Here is a 24,692-nt window from a genome sequence, read left to right on the forward strand (position 1 = left end):
CGTGAGACGATCACTTTTTACATGAACAAAGCAAAAAACCTTGAAAGACCAAGCAATCTGGCCATCAAGGTTTTGATCTTTGTCTCAAAAATGTTACGTTATTTGTCTCATTTTACGTCGTAATCAGTCTCAATTATAGACGTTATCCACATGCCCACACCTATTCATTCATTTCCACTAAATCTTATAAGCCTTCATCGCCTTACGAAGCTCCTTAAAGGAAGGCTTCTTACCATACATCAGTACGCCAGTACGATAAATTTTAGCGGACAGCCAGCCTGCACCGGCAATGGTCACTAGCAGAATAGCGATAGACAGCCATACCTGCCAAAGCGGCGGGTCAGATAAACCAAGTCTTACGACCATTGCATAAGGAGAGAAGAACGGAATGAACGATGACACTTTAATCAGCATCGAATTCGGGTTCGACAATCCACCAAACATACAAATATAGAAGCCTGCAAGAGATAGCATCGTAATAGGAAGCACCGCTTGCCCAAGATCCTCGGTACGGCTTACAATAGAGCCGACTGCCGCGAACATGGTAGAGAACAGAAAATATCCAGTCAAGAAGAACAATATTGCATAACAGAGCAGTACAGGATCGATATTACTCAGCTTGATGTTAAACTTGCTAAGCGTACTGACATTGTGTGGGAGTGTCATATTGATAACGATCACCAAGACGTATACAGCCATCTGCGTGAGAACAACCAGGAACATCCCTGTTATTTTTCCAAACATGGCTTTGAGTGGTGACACGCTAGTAATGAGAATTTCCATAACCCGTGAGCTCTTCTCAGCCGTTATCTCGCTCGCAATCATCTGCCCGCTAATCATGATCGCCATGAACAGCATGAAGAGTATCACGTACACCAGCGCCATATCCATGCCTTGCTCGGCTTCCGTCTTGCCTTTACCGATGGAGCCTGCACCTTCATTAGTTGAAATTTGGACCGTATCCAGAGTCACCGGAGCAAGCAGCAGCTCCTTTTGCTCTTTGGTCAACCCTGCTCCTTCGAGAACGCCCTGCATCTTAACGGATTGAAGCGCAGTCTGCAGAGATTGCGATGTGCTAACATCCATAAGCGCTTCTGACTTATAGACGACTTGCGGGAAGCCACCAGTGTCATTAGCTGCAAATTCGATATACCCTTTAATAACTCCATCCGCGATCGCTTTCTTCAAAGCCTGCTCGTTCCCATCTGCAGTACCTGAATCTGCTATAGGAACCAGCTTGATCTCCGGTTTATCCTGTGCCTTATAATATTGATCCAGCAAACCTACGATACGGGATTGAGTGAAGAGCTGCGATTTCACCTTATCTGCCTGACTGTTCGAATACCCAATTGACGTTGCTTTACCCTCACCGCTGAACTGAGAAATGATATAAGGCAGATTAATCCCAATTGTTAGTATAATGGCAATAATAATGGTTGTAATGAGAAAAGCCTTACCTCTAAACTTGTTCTTGACCGTGAACCCGACAACTGTAGCAAATCCATTATTCATGGTTCTCACCTACCGTCTTTATAAAGATTTCGTTTAACGTTGGTTCCAATATCTCGAAGCGACTTACATTCGTTTGCGCCATTGCCAGCTCTAGGATCGGCCGACCTGCTTCCTCACGATCAATCATTAGCTCATACCCATATTCATGACGATTCACTTTACTTACTCCACCAACCGATTCCAAACCGACTACATCACTATCGGTAGCTAGAATCACACGTTCACGCGGGAACTTTTTCTTGATCGCCTTCAGATTGCCTTCCAATACCGCATTGGATTTGTGCAAAATCGTAATGTTCCGGCACAGCTCTTCTACATGCTCCATCCGGTGGGTGGAGAAAAGAATGCTTGAGCCCGCATCGCGAAGCTCCTTTACCGTAGACTTTAATAGCTCCACATTGACTGGATCTAGTCCACTGAAAGCCTCATCCATAATAACGATCTTCGGATTATGAATGACTGATGCAATGAATTGGATCTTCTGCTGATTCCCTTTCGAGAGCTCTTCGACTCTCTTCCCGTAATACTCCGGAACGCTGAACCGATCCAGCCAACGTTTCAGGTTACTATCAGCATCCTTGCGCGACATGCCGCGCAGCTGCGCCAGATAAAGAATTTGATCGCTGACCTTAATCTTCGGATACAATCCGCGTTCCTCTGGCAGATAGCCTAAGCTTTTAAGCTGATCCGAACTGTAAGACTTACCGTTATAACGAATGCTTCCTCCATCTGGATAAATCAGTCCCAGCACCATCCGCATGGTCGTCGTTTTACCCGCACCGTTAGCTCCCAATAAGCCGTAAATTTCCCCTTCAGCCACTTCAAAGCTAATACCGTTCACGGCTGTTTTATCTCCATACTGTTTAACAACTTGATCTACTTGCAAAGGTTTAATACTCATCCTTAAGCTCCTCTCGTTTGTTCCATTAGTACTTGCAAAATTTCATCAAGCTCCAGCTTTTGCTGGCCAATGACAGGGATATCCATAGAAGCAAGCCAACTCTGCGCTTTCTGCGCTTCACTTGTCACTACTTTATGAGTTGTACCGCCAGATACCTTAGCACTGCAGTACCCTGGCATTTGAGCTAAGTTTACTCTCTCGCTGGAGTTCCCTGTATCGACATACAATACATGCCACGATTCCAACAGTGAATCCTTCTCATATACCCCAATCACTTTACCTTGGATGACAAAAGCAATATAATCCGCTAATCGTTTCACTTCATCCACGATATGAGAAGCCATAACAACCGTACGGTCACCACGCTCCATATAGCGGTGAATGACATCGATCATCGTCTTCCATGCTATGGGATCAAGTCCAGATGACGGCTCATCGAGCAGCAGCAGTTCTGGATTATGCGCCATGGCAAGTGCGATATCGAATTTACGCCGCATCCCCTTCGACATCTTACCAAGCTTGAGGTTCGTCTCAACGTCAAAGCGACGAAGGAGCTCCTGATAGCGGTTAACATCCCAATCCGGATACCACTGCCTTTCAAAATCCGCCTTCTGATTCGCACGCAGATTTTCTTCAATATCAATCGATTTCTCTGATACATAGCCGATTCTTTGCTTCAGCAATCGGTCATCACCCGATCCAACCTTCTTGCCAAGCACCTCGATCTCTCCTCGATCCGGCTTAGCCAGATCGAGGATTAACCGAAACAGCGAACTCTTCCCAGAACCATTAGGCCCTACAATTGCCGTTACATATCCGGCTGGAATAACCAAATCAATCGGGCCCAGCTGAAAATGGGCTCTCTTTTGCACTAATCCCTGCAGTCTAACAGCAACTTGATCCAAGTTATCACCTCCCCCAGCTGACTTAATTATTGCTGCCCATTTCACGTTTACGCTGCAAAATCTCTTGGAGCATCTCCACCATCTCATCATCTGAACACTGTACCCGTAATCCAGCTTCGACTGCATGCTCTAATGCTTCAATGACGGCACTTCGGCGATGCTTATCCCTCATGTCATTGCCCACCATGGCAATGAAAGTACCTGTACCTTGCTTCGTACGCAGCAATCCTTCGTTCTCCAAATCCTGATAGACCCGCCGGATCGTAATTACACTGCATTTTAACAGCTGCGCTAGCTCTCGAATCGATGGGAGCAGCGTTCCTTCCTCCATTTGGCCGCTTACGATGATTGCACGAAGCTGTACCTCGATCTGATGGTATAACGGCTCTGCGCTTTGTTCATTAATCTGTATAGGAAGCCACACCATACCACCTTCTTCTTCGAGATGATCCAACTCTGCTATCCATTAATTCAGTAGATTTCGTGTCTCAAGCTTCCTACGAATAGTTAGGCTCGCTATGGCAACTACTATAAACGCGATAAGAAGGGAGCAGACCGGCCATAGCACCTCGCCATTATGAGCAACTTCCATGCTCCGAACAACGATCTCACTATGAGTACGCCAAAAGACTAACGAAATAGCAAGGTATACACCCGCATAACCCAAGCAAATGAAGAAATACGTTTTACCATCAACCAATATTTCGAAGATCACATAAGTTGAGCCAACCGCAAGGGCGTAGCCAATCCAGAACAGTACGAAGATGATATATTGGCCAGGAGTCATGAGATTGCGAATCTCAGCTACAAATAGATACTGAATGGTGAAGAAAAACGTAGCAACGATCAGGAGCACTGTTAATAACTGGAGCATTCTTGCCATCACGATCGATGTAATGCCAATAGGCATTGTTCGCCAGTAGGCAATCCTTCGAGTGTATATGTTGTTATTCCAGCTCTTCAAAGTAGAACGGTGCATAAAAAAGCACATCGCGGGCAGCATTGTCATATAGAATAGGTCGCCTACCCAACCATAATCATGTATCGACTCTTTGCTGCTCAGTAATTCGGTAAAGATTGGCATCGTCACGACAGAGAAGTAAGTAGAAAATGCGATTGTTACCAGCAATCCAACCCAAGACCGACGCATCTCATATTGAAACAAAATCCGTGCTCCCTGCCAGCTTGTCATTCATTTGCACCTCCACACCTCATACTGTATATATCAATATACACAGTATAATCACAGTTAGCCTCCTTGTCAACATCTGGAATATTAATTTTATATAAAGAAAAAACTGTACCCTCGCTTATTCGTTGCGAGGGTACAGCTCATTATTTACTTGATTATTTACTTACCTAATCAGATTGCTATCGGCAATACTCCAGCCAACTTTACTCTTTACTCTTTACTCTCTTGGCTCTCTTCTTGTTTCTCTTGACTCTCTAGGGCATCATCTACGGCATCAATGAACTGATCAAACAGTTCATCATCTTCCTCGATCGCCTTTTCGACAGCGAAGATTTCTTCTTCCGTTCCTGACTCTTTGGCAAAGCTGAGACTATAATCCCATACTTTTCCTTTCTTGGTCAAAAGGATTACCTCATATGGCTGCGAATGGCCTTCCACTTCAAAGATGACCTGCCCCTTATAGCTCTCATCCGGTTCTTGATTCATCGATTTGTGCAAAATCGTTATATTCATGCTAGTCCTCCACGTACAGTCTAGGTTCCAAAAATACCGTTATCCGAATAATACGTCCAATACCGGCTTCGTATGTCCACCTGGATACATAAGATAGAGCAATACATAAACAGTTACACCCGTTACAGCAGTGAAGAGCCAGACAACTGAGGTTACACGTCCCCATTTGCGGTGTTTAGCAAATTTACTTTTGAATGCGAGTGTTAATGTTGTGATACCAAACACACCACCCACAGTCGCCAAGACGATATGGAAGAATAAGAAGCCTAGATAATACGGCTTCAACTCATCCGAGCCACCCCAGTCCGTATTCCCAACGAAGATCGTCCGAGAGACATAGATAATGAAGAACAACAGCGCCGATGTTGCTCCAGCTAGCATAACCTTCTTATGAGCTTCAAGCTTTCTCTTTATCGCTAAACTCCAACCAATAGCTACTAATATCGCACTAAGAGCTATGAAGGAAGTACTGATTGCAGGCAAAATATCGTACATTGACAAGGGATATCCCATCCATTCCTACCTATAATCGAATTATTAATCTTAACTAATGGCTCTTGCTCCTGCTCCTGCTCCTGCCCCCGTATCCGGCAGCTCATCATCCGAATCTGCATGTTCTCTTTTATACCAATTAAAAAAGACATAAGCGAGAATCGCACCATACATAACTTCCTGTACAAGCTTCATTACAATACCGCCTAGCTGCTGATCCTCTACAGGCTCCATTAAATTGAAGAAGGATGGCCCGCTAAATTTTGACAATACTATGGCAGGATCACCGGATATACAATAACCCATAGCTTTCACCCATACATCTGGATCATTGTAAGTCGCATACATCGAAGTACTAGAGAAAATAATAAGCGCGCATGCTGGTGTTAGCAGCATACCGTTCGCGAAAATATAAGCCATCTTCCTTAGATCATTGAGACGATTCCACTCTGGCACTGGACAAGCAATCTGCCACCACATCATGAAAGAAGTGACAAGAAGCACCAAATAGTAGAGGCGATGAACGAGAAAGTGCGTCATTACATAGTCATGAACTGCTGGAACATGATAGATCGAGAATAACATATTGAACAGAACAAGTGCCAATATCGGATGCATCATCCATGACAGCTTCGACCAAAACGCTCCACTGAACATAACGCGCCATAAAAATGCAGGTATACCAAGTATAATCAATGGAGGTACGATCAAATAAGATATGGACATGTCAGTCATATGAAATGTAAACATAAGATGACCAAGCATCTCAAGTGGCCCACCTTGTGCCAAATAATAAAGCAGCATACCTGCTACGAACATAACCTTCTGCATTCCTGTTGCAGGCAATGCCTGCGGCACATGTTTTTCTCTCCACGGTCCAGCCAAATAGAAATAAAGGATAACAATCGCTGACATAAAGAAGAAAAACCATGGGCTCCATAGATCTTCAAAGCTGAAATACTGTAGTCCCAGCATTATGGTACCCCTTTCCAACCAGACTCTAAGCTATAACAAAAGAGGGGGCCAGTTAGACCACCCTCTCTTCAATTTACAACTCGTTTTACCACCAAGCCCAATATTCGGCCATGATGACCATCGTGAATACGATGACTATTCCAAATATAATACCAACCGTTGGGAAAATATGACCCCGGTCTTTCATATGCATCCAGAACGACATTTGAATGAAAACCTGCAAGAACGCCATTACAATCAGAACGATGTAGATGAAGGATTGATTCACTTCCCCTGCGGAAACCGCGGCGAAAGCAATTACCGTCAACAGAATCGAAAAGATAAAAGCGACGATGTGCTTGCGTGGTCCTTCATGTTTGTGACGCTTAGCATGCTCTTCGGTAGCTGAATGTTCATTGGACATTCGTTAGCCCACCTTTCCCATCAAGTACACGACAGTGAAGATGAATACCCACACGACGTCGATAAAGTGCCAATACATACCAGCAACATATATCTTTGGAGCTGTTACAACATTCAGACCTTTTTTCATAACTTGTGCGATTAGCATCGAGATCCAGATAACCCCGAACAGTACGTGAGCACCATGGAATCCAACAAGCGTATAGAACGAAGTACTAAATGCGCTTGTGGTGAATTTATGGCCTTCATGTACGTAAGTATTGAACTCAAAAATCTCAAGGCCAAGGAATCCAAAACCGAAAAGAACGGTAACAATCAGCCAGCCAATCATGGCCTTCACTTTGTTTGTATGCATGGCTTGAATCGCGAACACGCTAGTCAAACTTGAAGTCAACAAGATAAAAGTAGCCAATGCAACCGTAGGAAGCTCAAACAATTCTTGTGATGTCGGATTCCCGTCACCAACTTGATGGCGAAGAGCTAGGAACGCAGAGAACAGCGTTCCGAACAATACCGTTTCACCACCAAGGAATAACCAGAAGCCGAGCACTTTATTACGGCCTTCGAGAGTTGCCTTCTCCGGCTCATGCGGCAATTGGCCGTCTACGTGTGAATGTGTGCTCATGCTTTAACCCCCTTGTCATGCAGTTCATCCGGCTCGATATGGAAACCATGATCGTCAAATACCGAACGAAGGAACATACAAGCAAACGTAATAAGCAATCCAAAGCCTGCAAAAATGTGATTATTGAAAACAAATGCTACAAAGCTATTGTCATACTTGCCATCGGCATACATTAAACCAAATCCGGCAATGAATAATCCAACTGACATCAAGAACGGTAGGATCGATGGTGATGGCATATGGATGGAACCAAGCGGCTCAGCTGGTGTCATTCCACTTTTACCTTCCATCTTCTCTTTCCATAATGCATCATAACCACGAACGAGTGGTGTTTGAGCAAAGTTATATTCCGGTGCAGGAGATGGAATTGACCATTCCAGTGTACGGCCATCTTCCCATGGATCATTACCTGCATCGCGAGGCTTCATTGACGTTACAACAACGTTAATGAGGAATGCGATTGTACCGATACCCATTAGGAATGCACCGATGGTACTAATCAAATTCAGATTATTAAAGCCTAGGCCATCCAAGTACGTCCAAACGCGTCGCGGCATACCCATCAAACCAAGGAAATGCTGTACGAAGAACGTGAGATGGAAACCAAGGAAGAATGTCCAGAAACAGATCTTTCCGATCGTCTCATTAAGAACACGTCCGAACATCTTCGGCCACCAGTAGTATAAACCAGAGAACAATCCAAGTATCAGACCACCAACGATAACGTAGTGAAAGTGAGCCACTACGAAATAGGAATCGTGATATTGGAAGTCAGCAGGCGCTGCTGCTAGCATTACCCCAGTTACCCCACCCATAACGAATGTCGGTACAAAGCCTACTGCGAATAAGTTAGCAGTTGTGAACTTAATGGAACCGCCCCACATCGTGAAGAGCCAGTTAAAGATCTTAATACCTGTTGGTACGGCAATCAGCATCGTCGCAATGGAGAACAATGCATTCGCAACAGGACCAAGTCCTGTAGTGAACATGTGATGCGCCCAAACCATGAAGCCCAGGAATCCGATCAGCACGGTAGCGAACACCATCGAGCTGTAACCGAAGAGGCGTTTACGTGAGAAGGTACTTATTACCTCGGAAATAATCCCGAAAGCCGGTAAGATCAGGATATATACTTCAGGATGTCCGAAAATCCAGAAGATATGCTCCCACAGAACCGCGTTACCCCCATTTGAAACTTCAAAGAAATTACCACCGAACAATCGGTCGAACATCAACGCTACCAGACCTACTGTAAGAGCCGGGAAGGCGAAGAGGATCAAAGCAGAAGTGATAAATGCCGCCCAAGTAAACATCGGCATACGCATGAAGCTCATACCTGGCGCACGCATATTAATAATCGTTGCCAAGAAGTTAATACCACCGATCAGTGTCCCGATACCGGCAATTTGAAGACCGATAACATAAAAGTCAACACCATGACCAGAGCTGTAAGTAGTTGTTGCAAGTGGAGCATATGATGTCCAGCCTGCATCTGGCGCACCGCCAGCGAACCAGCTGACATTCAGTAGGACGCCTCCGGCAAAGAATGTCCAGAAACCAAGTGCATTAACGAAAGGGAAAGCAACGTCCCGTGCACCTATCTGCAGTGGTATAATTGCGTTCATCAATGCAAAGATCATCGGCATCGCTGCCAAGAATATCATCGTCGTACCGTGCATCGTCAACAATTCATTGAATGTATGCGCAGCTACGAAATCATTAAGCGGTTTCCACAATTGAATTCGAATCAGAATCGCTTCCAATCCACCAACTAGGAAGAAGAATCCGCCCGCAATCAAATACAGAATGCCGATTTTTTTATGGTCAACGGTCGTGAGCCAATCCATCAAGCCACTATACCGTTTAACCGGATGTGCATGAGCCAAAGTAGGTACCTCCTTCATTCCGTGAGTAAGTTATTTCGTTGTTTCGTAATCAAGCTTCAGTCCTGCCAAGTACTTCGCAATGGCATCGATTTGTTGATCTGTCAGTTCAACCTTAGGCATCAATGTACCTGGCTTAACTGCCTGAGGATCTTTAATCCATTTCGCTAAGTTGTGCTCAACAGAGCCTTCATTTGCATATTTAGGATCATTCGTATTAACCAAGATGCCGGCTACAGCTTCACGACCACCGATACCAGTCAGGTTAGGGAATAGCTGACCACCATTTGCACCAATTGCATGGCAAGACAAGCATTGATTGTTAAGAACGTCTGCAACGTCTTTGTCTGCAGGAAGTGCAACAGGCGCTTTCATTGCCGCTACCCAGCGGTCGAAGGACTTACGATCAACTACTTTAACTTTGAAATCCATCAAGGAATGAGAAGGTCCGCAAAGCTCCGCACACTTCCCTAGATATACGCCAGTCTTCGGCGCTTTGAAATACATGATATTCACGTTACCGCCCGGGTTCGTATCGACCTTACCCGCAAGCGATGGAATCCAGAAGGAATGAAGTACGTCAGCCGTCTTCGCTTCGACAGAAATGACAGCGTCATCCGGAATCAGAAGCTCTTGGGCTGTCTTCACACCAAGATTCGGGTAATTAAATTCCCACCAATATTGATGAGCGGTTACTTGTACTTGTATCGCTTTAGGATCTTTTGTGTAATCTTGTGCAAGTCCGAATACAGTCTTAACTGTAGGCACACCAAGGATCACAAGAAGGATAATAGGGATTACTGTCCAAATAATCTCCAGCTTGTGGTTACCTTCAACTTGTACAGGAATTGTCTTGTCGCCTGGACGACGACGAAAGCGAATAATTACGTATACTGCGATTGCAAACACGACTAGAACGACCAAAACCATAACTATGATCGTTAGTTTCATTAGTCCAAATTGTTCTTCAGCAACCGGTCCTTGCGGTCTAAGCGTCGACAGGTCAGCTCGTCCGCATGCTGACAGCAGTAACACCATTCCGGCAAGAAGCGGCATTAGCCGTTTTAGAACGTGCCACCGATTCATCATCAATCAACCCCACTTTTTACGTTTTCGCAGCAGCCATGGATGGCGCAAAAAGCGGCTGTGCTGCGTGATTTCAAAGATGTTTAGACAACTTCCGCAATCTAATCACTTTATTAAATATAAAGTTGAAGGTGCTTTTTGTCAATCTTCAAGGGAGAGTTCACAAATTGTTCTCAAACCCGTAAAACCATTGATTTTATCGGTTTTTTCGCTTGCCAAGCCATGACCCCAAGCAACCATGTCTATCCTACATTGTGTGCAAAAGCCATGGTTCTTTATGTATGAAGATCACGTGCATATTTCATCCTTGCTCGTTCATGCTATAGATAGCATAAAGGAAGGAGTTCACCCCTCATGAAAAATCGCGCGACTTATCGCACCTTACTCGTGTTTCTATCAGCCGCTGCCATCATGGCCGTGAGCCTTACAGGCTGCAACTACGAACGCAAAGTACAGGATAGCACCTTCGATTATGGGAGCAAGCAGAAAGGCGACCCGAAGATGATCGGCAGTCGCATGTATGGGACAACCAGCAACGTTCCCGGCCAACATGATAATCATTGGCTGGAATACAGCTCACTGCTTTCAACTGATGTTTCCAATATCAATGGTGTTGCCGCTGCCATCGTCATGCTGACCGATAAGAATGCCTATGTTTCGATATCTACAGACTGGACGGCAGCAGGAACCCGGAAGAGTGGCGGGCGAGGCACACGGGAACAGGACAATTCAGGCTCAACTGAGGGAGTTTACAATGTCGATAATGGCAGTCCCTATTGGAATAACCAACGAATCGTTGGACCATATAATTCACAACTCACGATTAATGATCACAATCAGATTTCCAGTGAGCTCAAGCAAACCATAGCGGTTCATATTCGCCGCCTTGCTCCTACTGTGCAGGAAGTCCATATTTCCGCTAATAAGGAGTTCGCGAACCATATCATACAGTACGCGCAAGAAGCATGGGCTGGACGTTCACTTACACCATGGCTTAACTCCTTCAACACTCTGGTAAAACATCAATTTGTCGGCGGAAATGCCGTGCCTGAGTTAATAAATGTGCAGAAACAGCGTGCTAAGAATGAAAGAAACCAATAGAGATATAAGCAAGGTACGGAGAAAACTTATACTTTCTTTTATCTTCAAAAGACAGGGATGCACAAGTGCATTACTGTCTTTTGTTGATTCAAAAAAAGCAGCAAAATGGGTAAATTATACTCCTCAAAAAAATCGCTTCTATTAATATAGCTTTTCTCTACACTAATAGATTTCGTTCTGATAGAGCTATTGCATCGCTTTGAGCACATCCTGCTCCGTTGGCATACCGGCTTGTGCACCGAATTTTGTCACAGAAAGTGATGATGCAGCAACAGCAAATTGAATCGATTCTGCAAAGCTTCGACCAGCGGCTATGCTGCAGCATAAGGCCGCATTCAAGCAGTCGCCTGCACCAGTGGTATCTGTTACTTTCACCTTAAGAGACGGTACTGTTATTAGCTGCCTCTCTTCGTCTAGATAGGAGCATCCAGCCGAACCTCGCGTGACTAGGACTCGATTGCCATGCTTTTGTTCCCAATTCATTAGATGCGACCGCATTTCAGCTTCAGATACATTCACCGCATGCCCCGAAAGCGCCGCGAATTCCGTCTCGTTCGGTGTTAACACATCGACTAATTGCAATAACTCCTTAGGTAGCGGCTCAGCTAATGCTGGCGCAGGGTTAAGAACAGTCATTGCCCCAGCAGCCTTCGCTAGCTTCAAGGCTTGCATAACAGCATCAAGCGGAATTTCCAATTGCAGCAGGACAACAGCGGCATGACCAAACTCTTCTTTATTAGCGTTTACCCGCTCTTCTGTCATCTGTCCATTGGCCCCAGGTACAATAACGATACAGTTATCTTGCTTCGTATGCAGAATAGTCGCCGTACCTGTAGCTACCCCATCCAGCTTATCGATCCGGTTCGTCTGAAGCCCATACCCTTGAAGCTGTTCAATAATTTGTCCCCCAAACAGATCATTACCAACTGCCCCAATCATGATGGTATTTGCACCTAATCTAGCGCAGCCGACTGCTTGATTAGCTCCTTTACCACCAGGAATATAATGAATTTCGGTGCCTTGAATGGTCTCACCAATAAGCGGCATTCGATCCGTTGAAACCACTAAATCCATATTCAAGCTACCTACAACCACTACAGCAGATTGCTTCATTTGCTATTCCCCATTTTCTTTTTCAAATGTCGTTTATATACATCTCTAGCATAATAACATAGGGATGCCTTACACGAAAGATAGCAGAACTAGATTCCTACGCCTGTTTTCACAAATAATGGTTGCATTTCTTCCTCTATTTAGGATATGATGATCTCTCGCTCTACTCTACCCATTTCACCCTGCACCGCCGTTAACTATAATGGAGGTGACTCATGCTTTTCCTCGTATTAGCTCGTAAAACGTATGAACGGAATTTGCAGTATCGTGGCGCACATATGGTGCACAACATCGCAAGTGCTATCTTTGGCTTTATCTACATCTCGATTTGGATGGGCATTGGGGAAAGCCGAACACTCGGCGCCTACGGTTTAAGCGGTATGGTCAGCTATGTCGCATTTAATCAGGTTAGCCTATGGGTTGCCGCTTTCTTGAACAACGGCCTTGGGTTACAGCAGTCCGTTCGAACCGGACAAATTGCGATCGAGCTTGTCCGTCCTGTTCACCTGTTCTACCAGCTTATGTGCAAGGAATGGGGGCAAATTGCTTACCAATTCGTGTACAAGTTTATCCCGATTTACACGCTGTATCTCTTCGTTCTGCCGCTTCACGTCCCTTCATCTGTGATCATTTTCTTATGGACCGCTGTCGCTTTGGCGCTTGCCGCCTACATTTCGATTTGTATCAACTTCCTGATTGGTGCCGCTGCGCTATGGACAACCGAATCGAACTGGCTGTACTGGGTTAATTATGCCTTCAGTATGCTGCTTTCTGGCTTTCTCATCCCGATCGAATGGCTGCCGGGATGGCTCCGATTTCTCAGTCATGCTTCTTTCTACCCTTTTCTTCACTATGTTCCCACACGCATCTATCTTGGTATGAATAACGCATGGTCATTAATCGGCTCCATCGGCTGGGGAATCGGTTTAACCGTGATTTGTTTGTTTCTGGCTAGTCGCATGCGGCGAAAAGTGGAGGTGCAAGGCGGATGAAATGGCTGCGGATGTACCGTTTACTCGTTGTGGCAAGCCTGCGAAGTCGAATGCAGTACAAATTCAATTTTTGGTTTTCTTCGGTGATGGCAGCCCTTATTAATGTTGTGGAATTCGCGATGTTAGCCGTTATTCTACTCCGCTTCGGTCATATTAAAGGCTGGAGTCTTGCTGAAGCCGGTTACTTGTACGCCGTGCTTACTTTATCTAAAGCGATCTATCGCACCTTTGCCTCGGATGTTCATCATTTGGAGAAATACTTAGTAAACGGCGAACTGGATCATTTGCTGCTTCGCCCCATTCCCGTCCTGCTTGGACTGATGTCGCAAAATGTTTCTTTTCGCATCGGTGAAGTTATTCAAGGCCTTACTGTTCTTATCATCTGCATGAGTACGTTGTTCCATGAAGGGCAGCTGTCGTGGCTGACCGTTCCACTTACGATTGTAGTCATCTTATCCGGCTCGCTGCTGCTGTTCGGAATTGGTCTGCTCACCGCAACTGCTGGATTCTGGTTGACTAGGATTGAGGAGCTCCAGAATATTACGGAAGACGCTGCTCGAACTGCCGCTCAGTACCCTCTCTCCATCTATCCTAAATGGATGCAAGGACTTCTGCTCGGTGTTATTCCTGTTGCGTTCGCTAACTATGTGCCGTCTCTGTATATTTTGCGAGGCGAGGGCGGGATAGGCTTAGTAGCAGCAGCCATTGCTGTGGCTTTCCTCGTATTTGGAGTTAGTCTTATCCTGTGGCGACACGGCTTGACGCGTTATCAGAGTACTGGAAGCTAACTTTAGGAAGAGACTAAGACGAGACTAAAGGGGCGTGTAAAAACAACGATGATTGCTGTAAGTCATTTATCCAAGCAATTCAAGACACCAGTAACCAAGGAAGGCAGATTCAAGGGTATTCGCACCTTACTATCACGGGATTATCGAATAAAGGAAGCCGTAAGCGACATCAGCTTTTCGATTGAGCCTGGTGAGTTTGTCGGTTATATCGGGCCTAATGGAGCAGGCAAATCAACAACCATCAAGATGCTCTCTGGTATTCTGCATCCCTCATCAGGAGAGGTGCAAATTGCCGGTATGAATCCGCATCGGGAGCGCCGCCAAGTCGCTCGAAGGCTCGGCGTTCTCTTCGGACAACGTACGCAGCTCTGGTGGGACTTGCCGGTATGTGACTCCTTTGATATTCTGGCTGCGATGTATGGCCTATCTTCAGAAGCAAAAGCAAACCAGCTTAATCAACTAGTGGATCTGCTTGATTTGAGCCCTTTTATGGATACACCTGTGCGCAAGCTGTCTCTCGGTCAGCGCATGCGAGCAGATATTGTGGCTGCCCTGCTGCATAATCCGGATATTTTGTTCCTAGATGAGCCTACGATTGGTCTAGATTTGATTGCCAAACGAAACATTCGCGAATTTCTCCGCTCCATTAATCTCGAGCTGGGTAAAACGATTCTGCTCACTACTCATGATATGGATGATATTGAGCAGCTCTGTGGGCGAGTTATCGTGATCAATGATGGTCGGCTAGGTTTTGACGGTACAATTGACGGATTACGCAGACGGATTGGACTTCCAACCCTTATTCGGGTCACCTATAGAAATGCTATCATGCTGCATGATCTCCAAACTGAGGACTCGTCTCTTAAGATAATTAGTCATGAGGATCGAAGTCTAACCGTTGCGTGTAATCGCGAGCAGCTTACTGCCATGGATGCCTTGAAACGACTTGAACAGCTTGGAGAAATTGAGGATGTCCACATGGATGAACCTGATTTCGAGGACGTTGTGCATCGCGTCTACTAAAGAACGGACTGAATAATCGCTTATTAATCGGGGCATCCTTTACTCATCCCTAGGTGAGAAGGGCTGCCTTTTTTATTTTCTTCTTGACATTTATCTTTAAATCATATATCTTTAATTTAAGATAAATGAAATTAAGAAAAGAACTGAGGTGAATTACCTTGTCGGAGCAGCGGAAGAACGCCCTAATGATTATTTTGCACGCCGTCCATTCACTTGTCAGGAAGCTTGGCATTGCCGCACAAGGGAGCTTTACTTAGCTGAGATTCAATGCTCTCAACGTTCCTAATGAGATAGCTGTGCTTTCAAAGTTGCTTTGTCGTACTCATTAATATTTTAATAGTAGGAAATCTAATTATAAAACGGAGGAGATTGTATATGAGTATCGCTCTTGGATTATTGATTATTCGCTTGGTATTTGGATTGATTTTTGTCGGACATGGTGCACAGAAGCTGTTTGGTTGGTTTGGCGGATATGGCTTAAAAGGAACGGGCAGCTGGCTTGATTCTATCGGTGTCAAACCAGGTATTGCAGCTGCCTTTGTAACAGGATTATTCGAAGTGGTCGGGGGACTATTGTTCGCGCTTGGACTGTGGCTGCCAGTTGCAGCAGCACTTATCGTCATTCTCATGATTGGTGCCATCATATCCGTTCACGGTAAAAATGGATTCTGGATTACCCAAAACGGGATCGAATACAATGTCATAATCATCGCTATTGCTGTTGGCCTTGCCTTAATTGGTGCTGGCGATTATGCGATCGGTTAATCGTTAAAAGCTTATGCTTACCGAATGACGTCTTTCTTGCAAGGATGAATTTGAGGATAGTATGTAAAACAATCATTTAGGAGGTCAAAACGATGCAAACACTTGTCTATGGACCTAGTTTACAGGCTGTTGGATCATTTGATGGGGGCAAAATTACGGAGCAGAAACCGATTGGCTTTCCTGGAGAAGGCTCGGCTTTGAAACGCCTTGGTCCTCTGTTCTATTGGGCTTGGGCTCATTCGAAGCAAGATGGTTATATCCCTCTCCATCCTCATCAAGCATTCGAAATTATGACTTATGTTATTGCCGGCAAAGCCGAGCATGGCGATACGTTAGGAACAAGAAGTACAGTTGGTGCTGGCGGTGTTCAGCTGATGCAGACCGGATCTGGCGTTAGCCATGAAGAACGATTCATCGGGCCAGACATGGAGGGGTTCCAAATCTGGTTCGAGCCTCATATGGAGACAGCTATACTCAGAAAGCCAACTTATAGCCAATTCGAGCATAAGGATTTCCCTATCATTGAAGGTGATGGGTATGTCCAAAAAACAGTTATAGGTAAAGAGTCACCCATCCAAATTGTCGCAGATGCTCTTATGTGGGATGTTGAAATTGCTCCAGGCGCAAGCTATACGCATCAGGTACCGAAGGATCGAACGATTTCGGCACTTGCTATACGCGGTGATGGCACTTGGACGAATGGCTTGGACAGCACGCATCGTACCGCTTTTCATCATAAGGATTTCATTGTGGTACGCACCGATGCTGAGGTTGAAGCTGTAATTGAAGCCACCTCAGATTCACCACTGCGGCTCTTGCTTATCGAGGTTCCGATAACCGTCGATTACCCGCTTTATCCGAAACGTTAATGAGTCTTGAAAATGACAAGAAGGAGATCCCATGCGCCTTTTGCACCGGGTCTCCTTCTTGTCTATCCTGCTATATAAGTTGAACTTTAGAAACGAACAATGAACCGCTGCACAGATGGAATGTTCTTCCGATCGCTGTTGAGCCCGGATTTCTTATTTTGTCCCCTGATAAGGGGGAAATCCGGTCTCAAAGGCGAACGCTGATGCTTTCGTATCCACTTTACAAGTGCCGGATATGACATACATAATCTCAATCATTTCATGAGCATGGAAGCCCATATGAAAGTCGTTCCACTGTTTATAGTAATAGGCGCGAATATCCGGACGATAATCGCCGTTAATCCACTTCAAGTCGAACAAACTACTAGACTCCATGTCAGCACCTCCATTGTCCAACGGGGGATCATCCGTGCAGGTCAACAAGTTCGCCTAGAGACAAGTACGCCTAGAGTGTCATAACTTTTATTAATCCTCACCTTACTGCTTACCCGCTATGCACATCGGCTCTTCGGAAATAGTAAACAATAAAGACGAGAGGAACGAAGAACGCAATAAGCATCGTTGTAACACCTATCGAAGCAACATTTAACTTAGGTGACATATCCAACACCAGATTGAGCGGTACGCTCCAAGGATAATACATAATAAATTTGGACTGCATAATCGTGATTTCTGAAATGACTGCAAAGATGCCAAGCCCTATAGCTGGAATATAGCTGCGCCCTAGAATAGCAACAACTGCTGCAATAGGAGCCAGAGCAAACTGCAAGACCAGCAGCAGCCCATACTTGGCCAGCGCTTCGCCCATTATTGACATTGTCAACGAGTCATGCGGCACAATGTACCCCGATACCCATGTCAGCAGAAAAGAGAGCAATAAGACAGCCAGCATAACAGGAATAACAATGATAAACTTAGCTGTCAATACTTGATAGCGTGGCTTCGGGCCTGTCAGCAGATTATTAATGGTCCGCTCCTGAAACTCACGCGCGAACATAAATCCAATAAGGAGCGAGAACAAGGTCGGGCACATGAGCATGGTCATCAGCATGAGATTATCGCCAAAATGGGTAGACCAGTGCAGAATCGTATTCTTGTCATAACTGTACCGATTGAGTACTACAGCTAAATTAAGTAACACTGGAAGCAATGCACCAATAAGGATCAGCCACTGCATCCGGGACCTCTTCCACTTGATCCATTCACAGGCTATTAAATTAGACAATTACTTTACCTCCCTCAATTAGATTGACAAAATAATCCTCTAATGAATCTTTAATAGAGCTGAGACTATGCACGAGTATGCCTTCACGGTTGAGAAAACGGTTCATCTCCCCCGCATGCTCCCCTACATCATAAACGCGCAGCCAGCCAGCCTCTTCAAGGCGACAATCCTGAATATGCATATTGTCAATTAATAACTCTCTGGCCTTCTCCGGCTGATCCACCTGAAGACCAATATATTGTCTATTCTTCTCTTTCAAGCGCAGCATGGATGTTTCCTCGAGCATCACCCCACCGTGAATGATACCGACTTTAGTGGCGAGCTGCTCGACTTCACTAAGAATATGACTGGAGATGAGAATCGTAATCTTCCGCTTCTGAGCCAGCTCTTGAATGAGCAACCGAATTTCCTTGATGCCCATCGGATCCAATCCATTAGTCGGTTCATCCAGAATGAGCAGCTCAGGACGATGCAGAATTGCTCTGGCGATTCCGAGGCGCTGCTTCATACCAAGAGAGAACTGAGCGGCTCTGCGATTGCGTGCTTCCCATAAACCCACGGTATGCAGCGCTTCTTCCAAAGCTTCATTCCCCTTCATACCCATCATCCGGCGATGGATATCCAGGTTCTCAACAGCCGTTAAATTTGAATAGAAGCCTGGATATTCGATAACCGACCCGACTTTGCCGAATATTTGGTTGCGGCCTGGCCTGACTCTCTCACCAAAGAGCTCAACGCTGCCTGAGGAAGGCTGAATGAGACCCATCATCATCCGAATGGTCGTTGTTTTACCTGCACCATTTTGTCCGAGGAAGCCATAGATGTCCCCCCGCTGTAGGGACAAATGAACCTTGTCAACGGCCTTGATATTTTTATATTGCTTACAAAGTCCTTTAACCTGCACGATCGTTTCCATGAACGAACACTTCCTTTACGTGATATCTTTTCTTCTAAAAGCCAAACATCCTATGAACAGCAGCAATAGAAAATATACAATGGCATACAGGATGAACGTGAAGCTGGGTACATTTGTCATTGAGAAGGGGCCTAGCGACCTTATCAAATCGGAATCGATAGGCAAATCTGGCCCCCCCACAATTTCGTAGTTCAAGCGGCGAGAGAGGGAATCTGAGGGCATCAGAAAAGAAAGGAACAGCGAAACTTTACTGATTGCCAAATTACTTTGGCTCATGTTAGACAAACTCTCTGCAAATCCGCTGAATAGACTAAGGCCATAGAGCATGGCACAAGCTACACCGTTCCCCAGCGTAGGCAGAAAAGTGGAACCGAGCATGGAGAGTGCCAGCAGCAGAAGCGGTATGAATAGGAATAAGAGAAACGACTTCAACAAGGCTGCCGGAAGAAGCGGAAAATGCATCAGACTATGTACTGGGAGGACAATAGCCCAGAATAGAACCGCGTTATATAACAGCATCCAGCTTGCCATTCCAACATATTTGCCTAAGTAAACTTTCCACCGAGATATTGGTCTAGCTAGCTGTGACAGCATTAATCCGCTCTCTATTTCGCCTGAGATCGCCCCCATCGTTGCAAAGAAGACGAGGAAAGCAGCGATCATCTGGGCGAAGAACAAACCAAGAACAAGAAAAGTGCCACCCTGCAGCATTTCTTGAACCCGTGATAGATGACGTAGATCCGAATTATGCGCTGATTTCCATAATCCCGTGTTATACAAAGCAAGGAAGGCCACCGTAAGAAGGCATGTAATCAGCATGATTTTTTTACGGAAAAGCTCTTTACCGGCAAAAGCAAGCCACATCATGATCTTAGTTCCTCCTGACTTCCGGACATCGCCAGGAACCATTCCTCTAAACGTCCTTGAACCGGACGTACCTCATAGATCGTCACGGCTTGTTCCATGAGCACTCGGTTGATCCAGCCGATCTGCTCGCGATTGCGTGCTGTAACGTTAAGAATGGCTTCGCCGTTGTCATCCGCCGTCTTAAGTGAACAAGTCAACCCAGGAAGAAGCTGCTGGGAAACAGTATCCATGAGCTCTGGGAACCACCCGCCAACATGAATCTCCCAGTTCATTCCGGACCGCAGCAGTTCGCTCATCGGTCCAACTGCACGCAGCCTTCCTTGATGTAGAAAGGCAACCTCATCGCAGAGCGCCTCCACATCCTCCAGCAGATGGGTATTCAAGAAGACCGTTTTCCCCTCCGATCGGAGCCCCTCCAGCAGCTCGCGCACTTCATATCGGCCAATGGGATCAAGTGCCGATGAAGGCTCATCCAGAATAATGAGCTCAGGGTCCATAAGAAGGGCACAAGCAATACCAAGACGCTGCTGCATCCCTTTGGAATACTGGCGAACGCGATCATGTCCACGCTGCTCCAGGCCAACTTGGTTAAGCACTTCTTTGAACCGCTCTACCATACGAGGGGACCTTGTCTGTGATAGGGTCATGCCGCTGAGGCATGCATGGTAGGCAAGTACCTCTGTTCCCGTCAACCAGTCCTGGAAGCGAAACAATTCCGGTAAATATCCGATGCGCCGACGCGATTCTGTCGCACCGATCGGAAGGCCGAACAGCTGTCCGCTGCCCGAAGTGGGATGCAGCAGACCAACGATCATTTTTACGAATGTACTTTTACCCGCTCCGTTTGGTCCAAGCAGCCCGAAGATTTGGCCGCGTTTCACCTCAAGCGTTATGTCAGTACAGCCACTTCCTGTTGCATAGGTTTTAGTCAACCCATTCGTCTTCAAAATCATGATTGGATCAATCCTTTTGCTTCTTGAATAAGATTCTCATCGGACGGATAGTCATCAAGCGAGCCGCTAAGCTCATATACCCAGCCATTCTGGAGCCAGAGAAGAGATCTTCTGTGATCCGTAGAGCTTAGTATCGTCTCTAGCCCAGCAACTATGACCGATCTGATATCCCCCCCATTCGTTGGTAGCGGAAGGGTATGACGCCAATCCCCAATTCCAGCTAGCTGGGAGCGAATGCTATCCGGCAGTATAGGCAGATCTAGGACAGCTTCGCGCACCTGCTCCAGATCGACGCCTTCAGGTACTTCTATAGAAGGAGCAGGGAACTGGCTTAAACTTTTGCCAGATGATGAGAGAGCATCCTCCTTCTTCTTGCTTGCTTGCATCAGGAATGTGCCGGATAATTGGAGCTGAATGGGCTTATTATTAACCGATTTAGGGAACACAGTCTGACCGCCAAGCAGTGTAATCAAGGTGTTGATTTCTTTCGTATGCAGCTTGAATATTAGCCTTTGCTGCGGTTGATAGATCACTTGATTCGAGTCAACGCCTTGGAAAGTTTTCAACGGATGGCCTGCTATTGCGCTGGCTTCAGCCAAACTCACAGTCTTAACTGGGCCGTCACCCTGCTGTTCAATTTCTCCATAACGTTTCAAATCCAATTGACGGACGCCGCTTGTTCCCTGAGCTAGTGCTTCGCGAAAGGCATCCAAGTCGGAGCTGCTGATCGAAACAGTTTCCAAATGCTGTACACGGAACGTACTCAGCATTGAGGCCATAACCGTCTTCCCCCAAGGACTCAGCAGCAGTAACCCCGCTACTAGAGCAGACATCCCTAGAGAAAGCCATCTCTTAGTCATTCGATTAGGCTTATTCCGGCGATTCATTCCTTTCTTTTCGGATAATGATACTTCCCTCTCATCGATAAGCTGAGGAGAAATGCTTTTCTCAATGGACTGCCCCACCTGAACGACTTGTTCAACAGCATGCTTAAGCTCTCCATGCTCTTCGTTAGCAGATTTGCTCCAGAATTCCGATAAAGGTTCCCGCTTTAGCTTCTCAGCCATTCTCTCCCATGCATGATCAATATCTTCGTCGCTGATGTCCAGCTGCTGCTTATTATCATCTCTCATGAATCCATAACCCCCTCAGATGGCATATTCTGCTTGAACCGTTTCGTCGCTCGCATCAAGAGCGTGCCGACAATCTGCGGATTTACCTGCAGCGCCTCGGCAATCTCAGCATGGCTGTAGCCCTTCTGCTTCAGTAATAAAGCTTGTCGATCCCGATCGGATAGCTTAAGAAGCACCTGCCTTACAATATCTCTCTCCCAGTCCCGAATGACCGTTTCCTCATTGGAGGGATAGACTCGCTCCTCAGAAAGCATCTTGTTCCTTTGTCTATTCATTAATTCATTTTCTCGCCCCGATGAGCGGTAATAGTCATATACGATTCGGGTTAACACCCGGTGAAGCCAAGGCCCTACTCGACTGAGATCCTCTGGAGGATGGCGATACAGTCGTAGGAATACTTCCTGAGTCAAATCCTCAGCAGCCGCTCGATCATCGATCAAGCTGACGATCTTGCGAAGGACCGAAGGATAATGCTCCCGAAATACCTTTTGGAACAGGGCTATCGTTTCAATCTCCATCTCATTCTCACTCCTTCACTCTATAAGACGAAGGTTTCCCTAGAAAGATAGCAGGCCTACAAAAAAAAGCGGTCCTACAGGTAATTACACCTGCAAAACCTCCTGCTTACTCTATTTCTTTAGCCTTCCATTAGCTTCTTAAAGGCATCCAACTGACTTTGGATTTCCGCTTTCACTTTCTCGTAGCCAGCTGATTTCAGTTTCTCACGAAGATCGTTAACCGCTTTAGCTGGATCATCGGTTTTTCCGAAAATAATAGCTGGAATTTGTTCGCCGATAACTTGGCTAAAATAAGTGCTTGATAAATGCGAAGCATTGGTGCGTAGAAGCCCGCTGCGCAGACGGATCATTCTTACGATCGCTGTTGTCTCCCTATTTCTTGATTCTATCCCTTAGGGGTAGAAATAAGGAGACAAAGGCGAACGCTATCGCTTCTTCAGAACGATTCCGTCTGCTTCGCTTAGGTTTTCGTGATGCCAATCACTGATTATGGTTTAGAGCCAAAATAAAGCATATCCTTCTAGTGTAGTTACCGACGGAACAATCGCAATGAACCCATGCCGAGTAAAGCTATCAGAACTGCAACGGCCGCAATAATCCAAAGTTCACGAAACGTTGACAAGTATCCTGCTGCCCCTAAGTTTGAGTCGAAATGAATCATGGAGGTAGCTGTCGATGTACCCACGGCGAGCCCAATGTTATGTATCATGCGCTGAATAGATCCGATTGTTCCCTGTAATTCATGATCTACCGAACCCATAATAGCCAATAAATTTGCGGGAATAAATAAACCTGCACCCATCCCATAGAGTAGTAACAAGGTACCATATGAGGCGGCATGCCAGTTCAATTGCATTGTACCTAATGTTATAAGGGCGATGAACATGATTCCAAACCCTGATGCCGTTAACAGACCTACACCCCAGATACCGATAAGCTTTCCTGATAATCTAGAAAGCATTACGAGACCTAACGGGGAAGTTAAATTGACTAATCCCACCTGCCATGGTTCAAGGTGAGTTACCTCTTCGAGAAAATATGGCGGAACAATAAAAGCAATTGCAGTGGCGAAACCTAAGACCAGGCCGGACAGTATAGGGACAACGAATGTGACTTTGCGGAATAATGACAATGGCACAATGGGATATAATACTCGAGTGTCCCATACCATATAGCCGATAAGAGCTAACGCAAAGAGGCAGAATGGAAGCATCCTCGATAATCCATGTAAAGAATTCGCTGAAAGTCCATAAAGAAGTCCGAATGTAGCAACCCCCAGGAGAATATTACTCACTAAGTTGAGCGAGACTCGGCCGTATTGCTCTTTCGTCACCCTTATAAGCCTAAAGCTCCCCCACAGTCCTACTGCACAAATGGGGATGTTAATCCAAAAAATCCATCGCCATCCCACGAAAGAGAGAATTAGCCCGCCAGCGCTTGGCCCCAATACATTACCAAGTCCAAGTATCATTCCCAAGGTACCTAAAGCAGTCCCATGCCTTTCTTTTGGAATACATGTGGTTATAATAGCCGCTGATGTGGCTTGAAGCATCGCTGCACTCATTCCTTGAAGCCCCCTAAACAATATCAGTTGGGGAGCAGAGAATGACGCGCCACATAAAATTGATGTAATAGCAAATAGGATCAAACCCATTGAATAAACCTTCAACCGACCAATTCGGTCGCTAATACGGCCAAAAACTACGATAGTGGCACTAAGTGAAAGAAGATACAAAGTAACCGTCCACGCAACTACATGGACACTGACGTGAAAAGTCTGACCCAGTGTCGGTAGCGCCACGTTTATAATGCCCGTGTCCAATGTGGATAGAAAAAAACCAACCCCAGCTGTAAAAATAATCGGCCAATCGCGTGTGCTTGCATGTTGTTGATTTATTGCAATTAATCCCTGCATGTACACTACCCGGCTTCCTGTTATATAT

The 24,692-nt window shown here is 45.8% G+C and carries 28 protein-coding genes; 6 read left to right on the plus strand and 22 right to left on the minus strand.

From position 1 onward, the window contains the following. Window positions 1–177: 177 nt before the first annotated feature. The 12 genes from EKN16_RS17330 to coxB form a co-directional block, all read right to left on the minus strand. Complete coding sequence (locus EKN16_RS17330; protein WP_125659829.1) at window positions 178–1,512, minus strand: ABC transporter permease; 1,335 nt, start codon at window positions 1,510–1,512, stop codon at window positions 178–180. After that, on the minus strand, window positions 1,505–2,407 hold the full coding sequence (locus EKN16_RS17335; protein WP_125666375.1) for an ABC transporter ATP-binding protein: 903 nt from the start codon (window positions 2,405–2,407) through the stop codon (window positions 1,505–1,507). The genes EKN16_RS17330 and EKN16_RS17335 overlap by 8 nt, the downstream gene beginning before the upstream one ends. Before the next feature lie 8 nt (window positions 2,408–2,415). Beyond that, window positions 2,416–3,318: an ABC transporter ATP-binding protein gene (locus EKN16_RS17340; protein ID WP_232015824.1), complete on the minus strand. Its 903-nt coding sequence runs from the start codon at window positions 3,316–3,318 to the stop codon at window positions 2,416–2,418. Between the two features lie 22 nt (window positions 3,319–3,340). Further along, a complete protein-coding gene (locus EKN16_RS17345) occupies window positions 3,341–3,742 on the minus strand; it encodes a GntR family transcriptional regulator (protein WP_125666378.1) in 402 nt (133 codons plus the stop codon). A 42-nt stretch (window positions 3,743–3,784) separates the two neighbouring features. Then, window positions 3,785–4,510 (minus strand): hypothetical protein, encoded by a 726-nt coding sequence (locus EKN16_RS17350; protein ID WP_125659831.1) that lies wholly within the window; start codon window positions 4,508–4,510, stop codon window positions 3,785–3,787. A gap of 210 nt (window positions 4,511–4,720) precedes the next feature. Then, on the minus strand, window positions 4,721–5,023 hold the full coding sequence (locus EKN16_RS17355) for a hypothetical protein (RefSeq protein ID WP_125659834.1): 303 nt from the start codon (window positions 5,021–5,023) through the stop codon (window positions 4,721–4,723). A 39-nt stretch (window positions 5,024–5,062) separates the two neighbouring features. After that, entirely contained in the window at window positions 5,063–5,518 is a 456-nt protein-coding gene (locus EKN16_RS17360; RefSeq protein ID WP_375782075.1) for a DUF420 domain-containing protein, read from the minus strand. 48 nt (window positions 5,519–5,566) lie between these two features. Then, window positions 5,567–6,490, minus strand: coding sequence for a cytochrome c oxidase assembly factor CtaG (gene ctaG / locus EKN16_RS17365; protein WP_125659840.1), 924 nt, complete (start codon window positions 6,488–6,490; stop codon window positions 5,567–5,569). Window positions 6,491–6,575: 85 nt separating this feature from the next. Next, the gene (locus EKN16_RS17370; RefSeq protein WP_125659843.1) at window positions 6,576–6,893 is read right to left on the minus strand and encodes a cytochrome C oxidase subunit IV family protein; all 318 of its coding nucleotides are present in this window, start codon (window positions 6,891–6,893) and stop codon (window positions 6,576–6,578) included. Window positions 6,894–6,896: 3 nt separating this feature from the next. Further along, the gene (locus tag EKN16_RS17375) at window positions 6,897–7,517 is read right to left on the minus strand and encodes a cytochrome (ubi)quinol oxidase subunit III (protein ID WP_125659846.1); all 621 of its coding nucleotides are present in this window, start codon (window positions 7,515–7,517) and stop codon (window positions 6,897–6,899) included. Continuing rightward, entirely contained in the window at window positions 7,514–9,364 is a 1,851-nt protein-coding gene (gene ctaD, locus EKN16_RS17380; protein ID WP_179955630.1) for a cytochrome c oxidase subunit I, read from the minus strand. The genes EKN16_RS17375 and ctaD overlap by 4 nt, the downstream gene beginning before the upstream one ends. 69 nt (window positions 9,365–9,433) lie before the next feature. Beyond that, on the minus strand, window positions 9,434–10,489 hold the full coding sequence (coxB, locus tag EKN16_RS17385) for a cytochrome c oxidase subunit II (protein ID WP_125659852.1): 1,056 nt from the start codon (window positions 10,487–10,489) through the stop codon (window positions 9,434–9,436). Window positions 10,490–10,840: 351 nt separating this feature from the next. Here coxB and EKN16_RS17390 point away from each other — a divergent pair, with 351 nt between their 5' ends. Further along, window positions 10,841–11,587 carry a hypothetical protein gene (locus EKN16_RS17390; protein WP_125659855.1) on the plus strand — a complete coding sequence of 249 codons (747 nt, stop codon included), beginning with the start codon at window positions 10,841–10,843 and terminating at the stop codon, window positions 11,585–11,587. 186 nt (window positions 11,588–11,773) lie between these two features. Here the strand turns inward: EKN16_RS17390 and rbsK are convergent, their stop codons facing one another. Next, window positions 11,774–12,700 (minus strand): ribokinase, encoded by a 927-nt coding sequence (rbsK, locus tag EKN16_RS17395; protein ID WP_125659856.1) that lies wholly within the window; start codon window positions 12,698–12,700, stop codon window positions 11,774–11,776. A 215-nt stretch (window positions 12,701–12,915) separates the two neighbouring features. On the opposite strand from rbsK, the gene EKN16_RS17400 reads away from it, so the two are divergent. From EKN16_RS17400 to EKN16_RS17420, 5 genes are all read left to right on the plus strand, one after another. Beyond that, window positions 12,916–13,692 carry an ABC transporter permease gene (locus EKN16_RS17400; protein WP_125659859.1) on the plus strand — a complete coding sequence of 259 codons (777 nt, stop codon included), beginning with the start codon at window positions 12,916–12,918 and terminating at the stop codon, window positions 13,690–13,692. Continuing rightward, on the plus strand, window positions 13,689–14,480 hold the full coding sequence (locus EKN16_RS17405) for an ABC transporter permease (RefSeq protein WP_125659862.1): 792 nt from the start codon (window positions 13,689–13,691) through the stop codon (window positions 14,478–14,480). The genes EKN16_RS17400 and EKN16_RS17405 overlap by 4 nt, the downstream gene beginning before the upstream one ends. 48 nt (window positions 14,481–14,528) lie before the next feature. Then, the gene (locus EKN16_RS17410) at window positions 14,529–15,503 is read left to right on the plus strand and encodes an ABC transporter ATP-binding protein (RefSeq protein WP_125659865.1); all 975 of its coding nucleotides are present in this window, start codon (window positions 14,529–14,531) and stop codon (window positions 15,501–15,503) included. A 375-nt stretch (window positions 15,504–15,878) separates the two neighbouring features. Then, entirely contained in the window at window positions 15,879–16,268 is a 390-nt protein-coding gene (locus EKN16_RS17415) for a DoxX family protein (RefSeq protein ID WP_125659868.1), read from the plus strand. 92 nt (window positions 16,269–16,360) lie between these two features. Next, window positions 16,361–17,137 carry a pirin family protein gene (locus EKN16_RS17420; protein ID WP_125659871.1) on the plus strand — a complete coding sequence of 259 codons (777 nt, stop codon included), beginning with the start codon at window positions 16,361–16,363 and terminating at the stop codon, window positions 17,135–17,137. Window positions 17,138–17,290: 153 nt separating this feature from the next. On the opposite strand, the gene EKN16_RS17425 is transcribed toward EKN16_RS17420, so the two are convergent. From EKN16_RS17425 to EKN16_RS17465, 9 genes are all read right to left on the minus strand, one after another. Next, window positions 17,291–17,512, minus strand: coding sequence for a hypothetical protein (locus EKN16_RS17425; protein ID WP_125659873.1), 222 nt, complete (start codon window positions 17,510–17,512; stop codon window positions 17,291–17,293). 109 nt (window positions 17,513–17,621) lie between these two features. Next, on the minus strand, window positions 17,622–18,362 hold the full coding sequence (locus EKN16_RS17430; protein ID WP_125659876.1) for an ABC transporter permease: 741 nt from the start codon (window positions 18,360–18,362) through the stop codon (window positions 17,622–17,624). Next, on the minus strand, window positions 18,355–19,278 hold the full coding sequence (locus EKN16_RS17435; RefSeq protein ID WP_125659879.1) for an ABC transporter ATP-binding protein: 924 nt from the start codon (window positions 19,276–19,278) through the stop codon (window positions 18,355–18,357). Before EKN16_RS17435 ends, EKN16_RS17430 begins: the two co-directional genes overlap by 8 nt. A 15-nt stretch (window positions 19,279–19,293) precedes the next feature. Beyond that, window positions 19,294–20,145, minus strand: coding sequence for an ABC transporter permease subunit (locus tag EKN16_RS17440; protein ID WP_164522847.1), 852 nt, complete (start codon window positions 20,143–20,145; stop codon window positions 19,294–19,296). After that, window positions 20,142–21,098, minus strand: a complete 957-nt coding sequence (locus EKN16_RS17445) for an ABC transporter ATP-binding protein (protein ID WP_125659884.1) — start codon at window positions 21,096–21,098, stop codon at window positions 20,142–20,144. Before EKN16_RS17445 ends, EKN16_RS17440 begins: the two co-directional genes overlap by 4 nt. Then, the gene (locus EKN16_RS17450; RefSeq protein ID WP_125659887.1) at window positions 21,095–22,231 is read right to left on the minus strand and encodes a hypothetical protein; all 1,137 of its coding nucleotides are present in this window, start codon (window positions 22,229–22,231) and stop codon (window positions 21,095–21,097) included. Before EKN16_RS17450 ends, EKN16_RS17445 begins: the two co-directional genes overlap by 4 nt. Beyond that, window positions 22,228–22,749 carry a sigma-70 family RNA polymerase sigma factor gene (locus EKN16_RS17455; RefSeq protein ID WP_125659890.1) on the minus strand — a complete coding sequence of 174 codons (522 nt, stop codon included), beginning with the start codon at window positions 22,747–22,749 and terminating at the stop codon, window positions 22,228–22,230. Before EKN16_RS17455 ends, EKN16_RS17450 begins: the two co-directional genes overlap by 4 nt. A 119-nt stretch (window positions 22,750–22,868) precedes the next feature. Further along, window positions 22,869–23,099 (minus strand): DUF3502 domain-containing protein, encoded by a 231-nt coding sequence (locus tag EKN16_RS17460; protein WP_125659893.1) that lies wholly within the window; start codon window positions 23,097–23,099, stop codon window positions 22,869–22,871. Between the two features lie 179 nt (window positions 23,100–23,278). Beyond that, entirely contained in the window at window positions 23,279–24,664 is a 1,386-nt protein-coding gene (locus tag EKN16_RS17465; RefSeq protein WP_232016552.1) for an MFS transporter, read from the minus strand. Window positions 24,665–24,692 lie beyond the last annotated feature (28 nt).

The sequence above is a fragment of the Paenibacillus baekrokdamisoli genome, assembly GCF_003945345.1.
Taxonomy (GTDB): domain Bacteria; phylum Bacillota; class Bacilli; order Paenibacillales; family Paenibacillaceae; genus Paenibacillus_Z; species Paenibacillus_Z baekrokdamisoli.

Excerpts from the sequence above, each read along its gene's own strand:
- EKN16_RS17330 (WP_125659829.1), bottom strand. The coding sequence starts at position 1,512 with ATGAATAATGGATTTGCTACAGTTGTCGGGTTCACGGTCAAGAACAAG.
- EKN16_RS17350 (WP_125659831.1), bottom strand. The coding sequence starts at position 4,510 with ATGACAAGCTGGCAGGGAGCACGGATTTTGTTTCAATATGAGATGCGT.
- EKN16_RS17355 (WP_125659834.1), bottom strand. The coding sequence starts at position 5,023 with ATGAATATAACGATTTTGCACAAATCGATGAATCAAGAACCGGATGAG.
- EKN16_RS17360 (WP_375782075.1), bottom strand. The coding sequence starts at position 5,518 with ATGTACGATATTTTGCCTGCAATCAGTACTTCCTTCATAGCTCTTAGT.
- ctaG (WP_125659840.1), bottom strand. The coding sequence starts at position 6,490 with ATGCTGGGACTACAGTATTTCAGCTTTGAAGATCTATGGAGCCCATGG.
- EKN16_RS17370 (WP_125659843.1), bottom strand. The coding sequence starts at position 6,893 with ATGTCCAATGAACATTCAGCTACCGAAGAGCATGCTAAGCGTCACAAA.
- EKN16_RS17375 (WP_125659846.1), bottom strand. The coding sequence starts at position 7,517 with ATGAGCACACATTCACACGTAGACGGCCAATTGCCGCATGAGCCGGAG.
- ctaD (WP_179955630.1), bottom strand. The coding sequence starts at position 9,364 with ATGGATTGGCTCACGACCGTTGACCATAAAAAAATCGGCATTCTGTAT.
- coxB (WP_125659852.1), bottom strand. The coding sequence starts at position 10,489 with ATGATGAATCGGTGGCACGTTCTAAAACGGCTAATGCCGCTTCTTGCC.
- EKN16_RS17390 (WP_125659855.1), top strand. The coding sequence starts at position 10,841 with ATGAAAAATCGCGCGACTTATCGCACCTTACTCGTGTTTCTATCAGCC.
- rbsK (WP_125659856.1), bottom strand. The coding sequence starts at position 12,700 with ATGAAGCAATCTGCTGTAGTGGTTGTAGGTAGCTTGAATATGGATTTA.
- EKN16_RS17400 (WP_125659859.1), top strand. The coding sequence starts at position 12,916 with ATGCTTTTCCTCGTATTAGCTCGTAAAACGTATGAACGGAATTTGCAG.
- EKN16_RS17405 (WP_125659862.1), top strand. The coding sequence starts at position 13,689 with ATGAAATGGCTGCGGATGTACCGTTTACTCGTTGTGGCAAGCCTGCGA.
- EKN16_RS17410 (WP_125659865.1), top strand. The coding sequence starts at position 14,529 with ATGATTGCTGTAAGTCATTTATCCAAGCAATTCAAGACACCAGTAACC.
- EKN16_RS17415 (WP_125659868.1), top strand. The coding sequence starts at position 15,879 with ATGAGTATCGCTCTTGGATTATTGATTATTCGCTTGGTATTTGGATTG.
- EKN16_RS17420 (WP_125659871.1), top strand. The coding sequence starts at position 16,361 with ATGCAAACACTTGTCTATGGACCTAGTTTACAGGCTGTTGGATCATTT.
- EKN16_RS17425 (WP_125659873.1), bottom strand. The coding sequence starts at position 17,512 with ATGGAGTCTAGTAGTTTGTTCGACTTGAAGTGGATTAACGGCGATTAT.
- EKN16_RS17435 (WP_125659879.1), bottom strand. The coding sequence starts at position 19,278 with ATGGAAACGATCGTGCAGGTTAAAGGACTTTGTAAGCAATATAAAAAT.
- EKN16_RS17440 (WP_164522847.1), bottom strand. The coding sequence starts at position 20,145 with ATGATGTGGCTTGCTTTTGCCGGTAAAGAGCTTTTCCGTAAAAAAATC.
- EKN16_RS17445 (WP_125659884.1), bottom strand. The coding sequence starts at position 21,098 with ATGATTTTGAAGACGAATGGGTTGACTAAAACCTATGCAACAGGAAGT.
- EKN16_RS17450 (WP_125659887.1), bottom strand. The coding sequence starts at position 22,231 with ATGAGAGATGATAATAAGCAGCAGCTGGACATCAGCGACGAAGATATT.
- EKN16_RS17455 (WP_125659890.1), bottom strand. The coding sequence starts at position 22,749 with ATGGAGATTGAAACGATAGCCCTGTTCCAAAAGGTATTTCGGGAGCAT.
- EKN16_RS17460 (WP_125659893.1), bottom strand. The coding sequence starts at position 23,099 with ATGATCCGTCTGCGCAGCGGGCTTCTACGCACCAATGCTTCGCATTTA.
- EKN16_RS17465 (WP_232016552.1), bottom strand. The coding sequence starts at position 24,664 with ATGCAGGGATTAATTGCAATAAATCAACAACATGCAAGCACACGCGAT.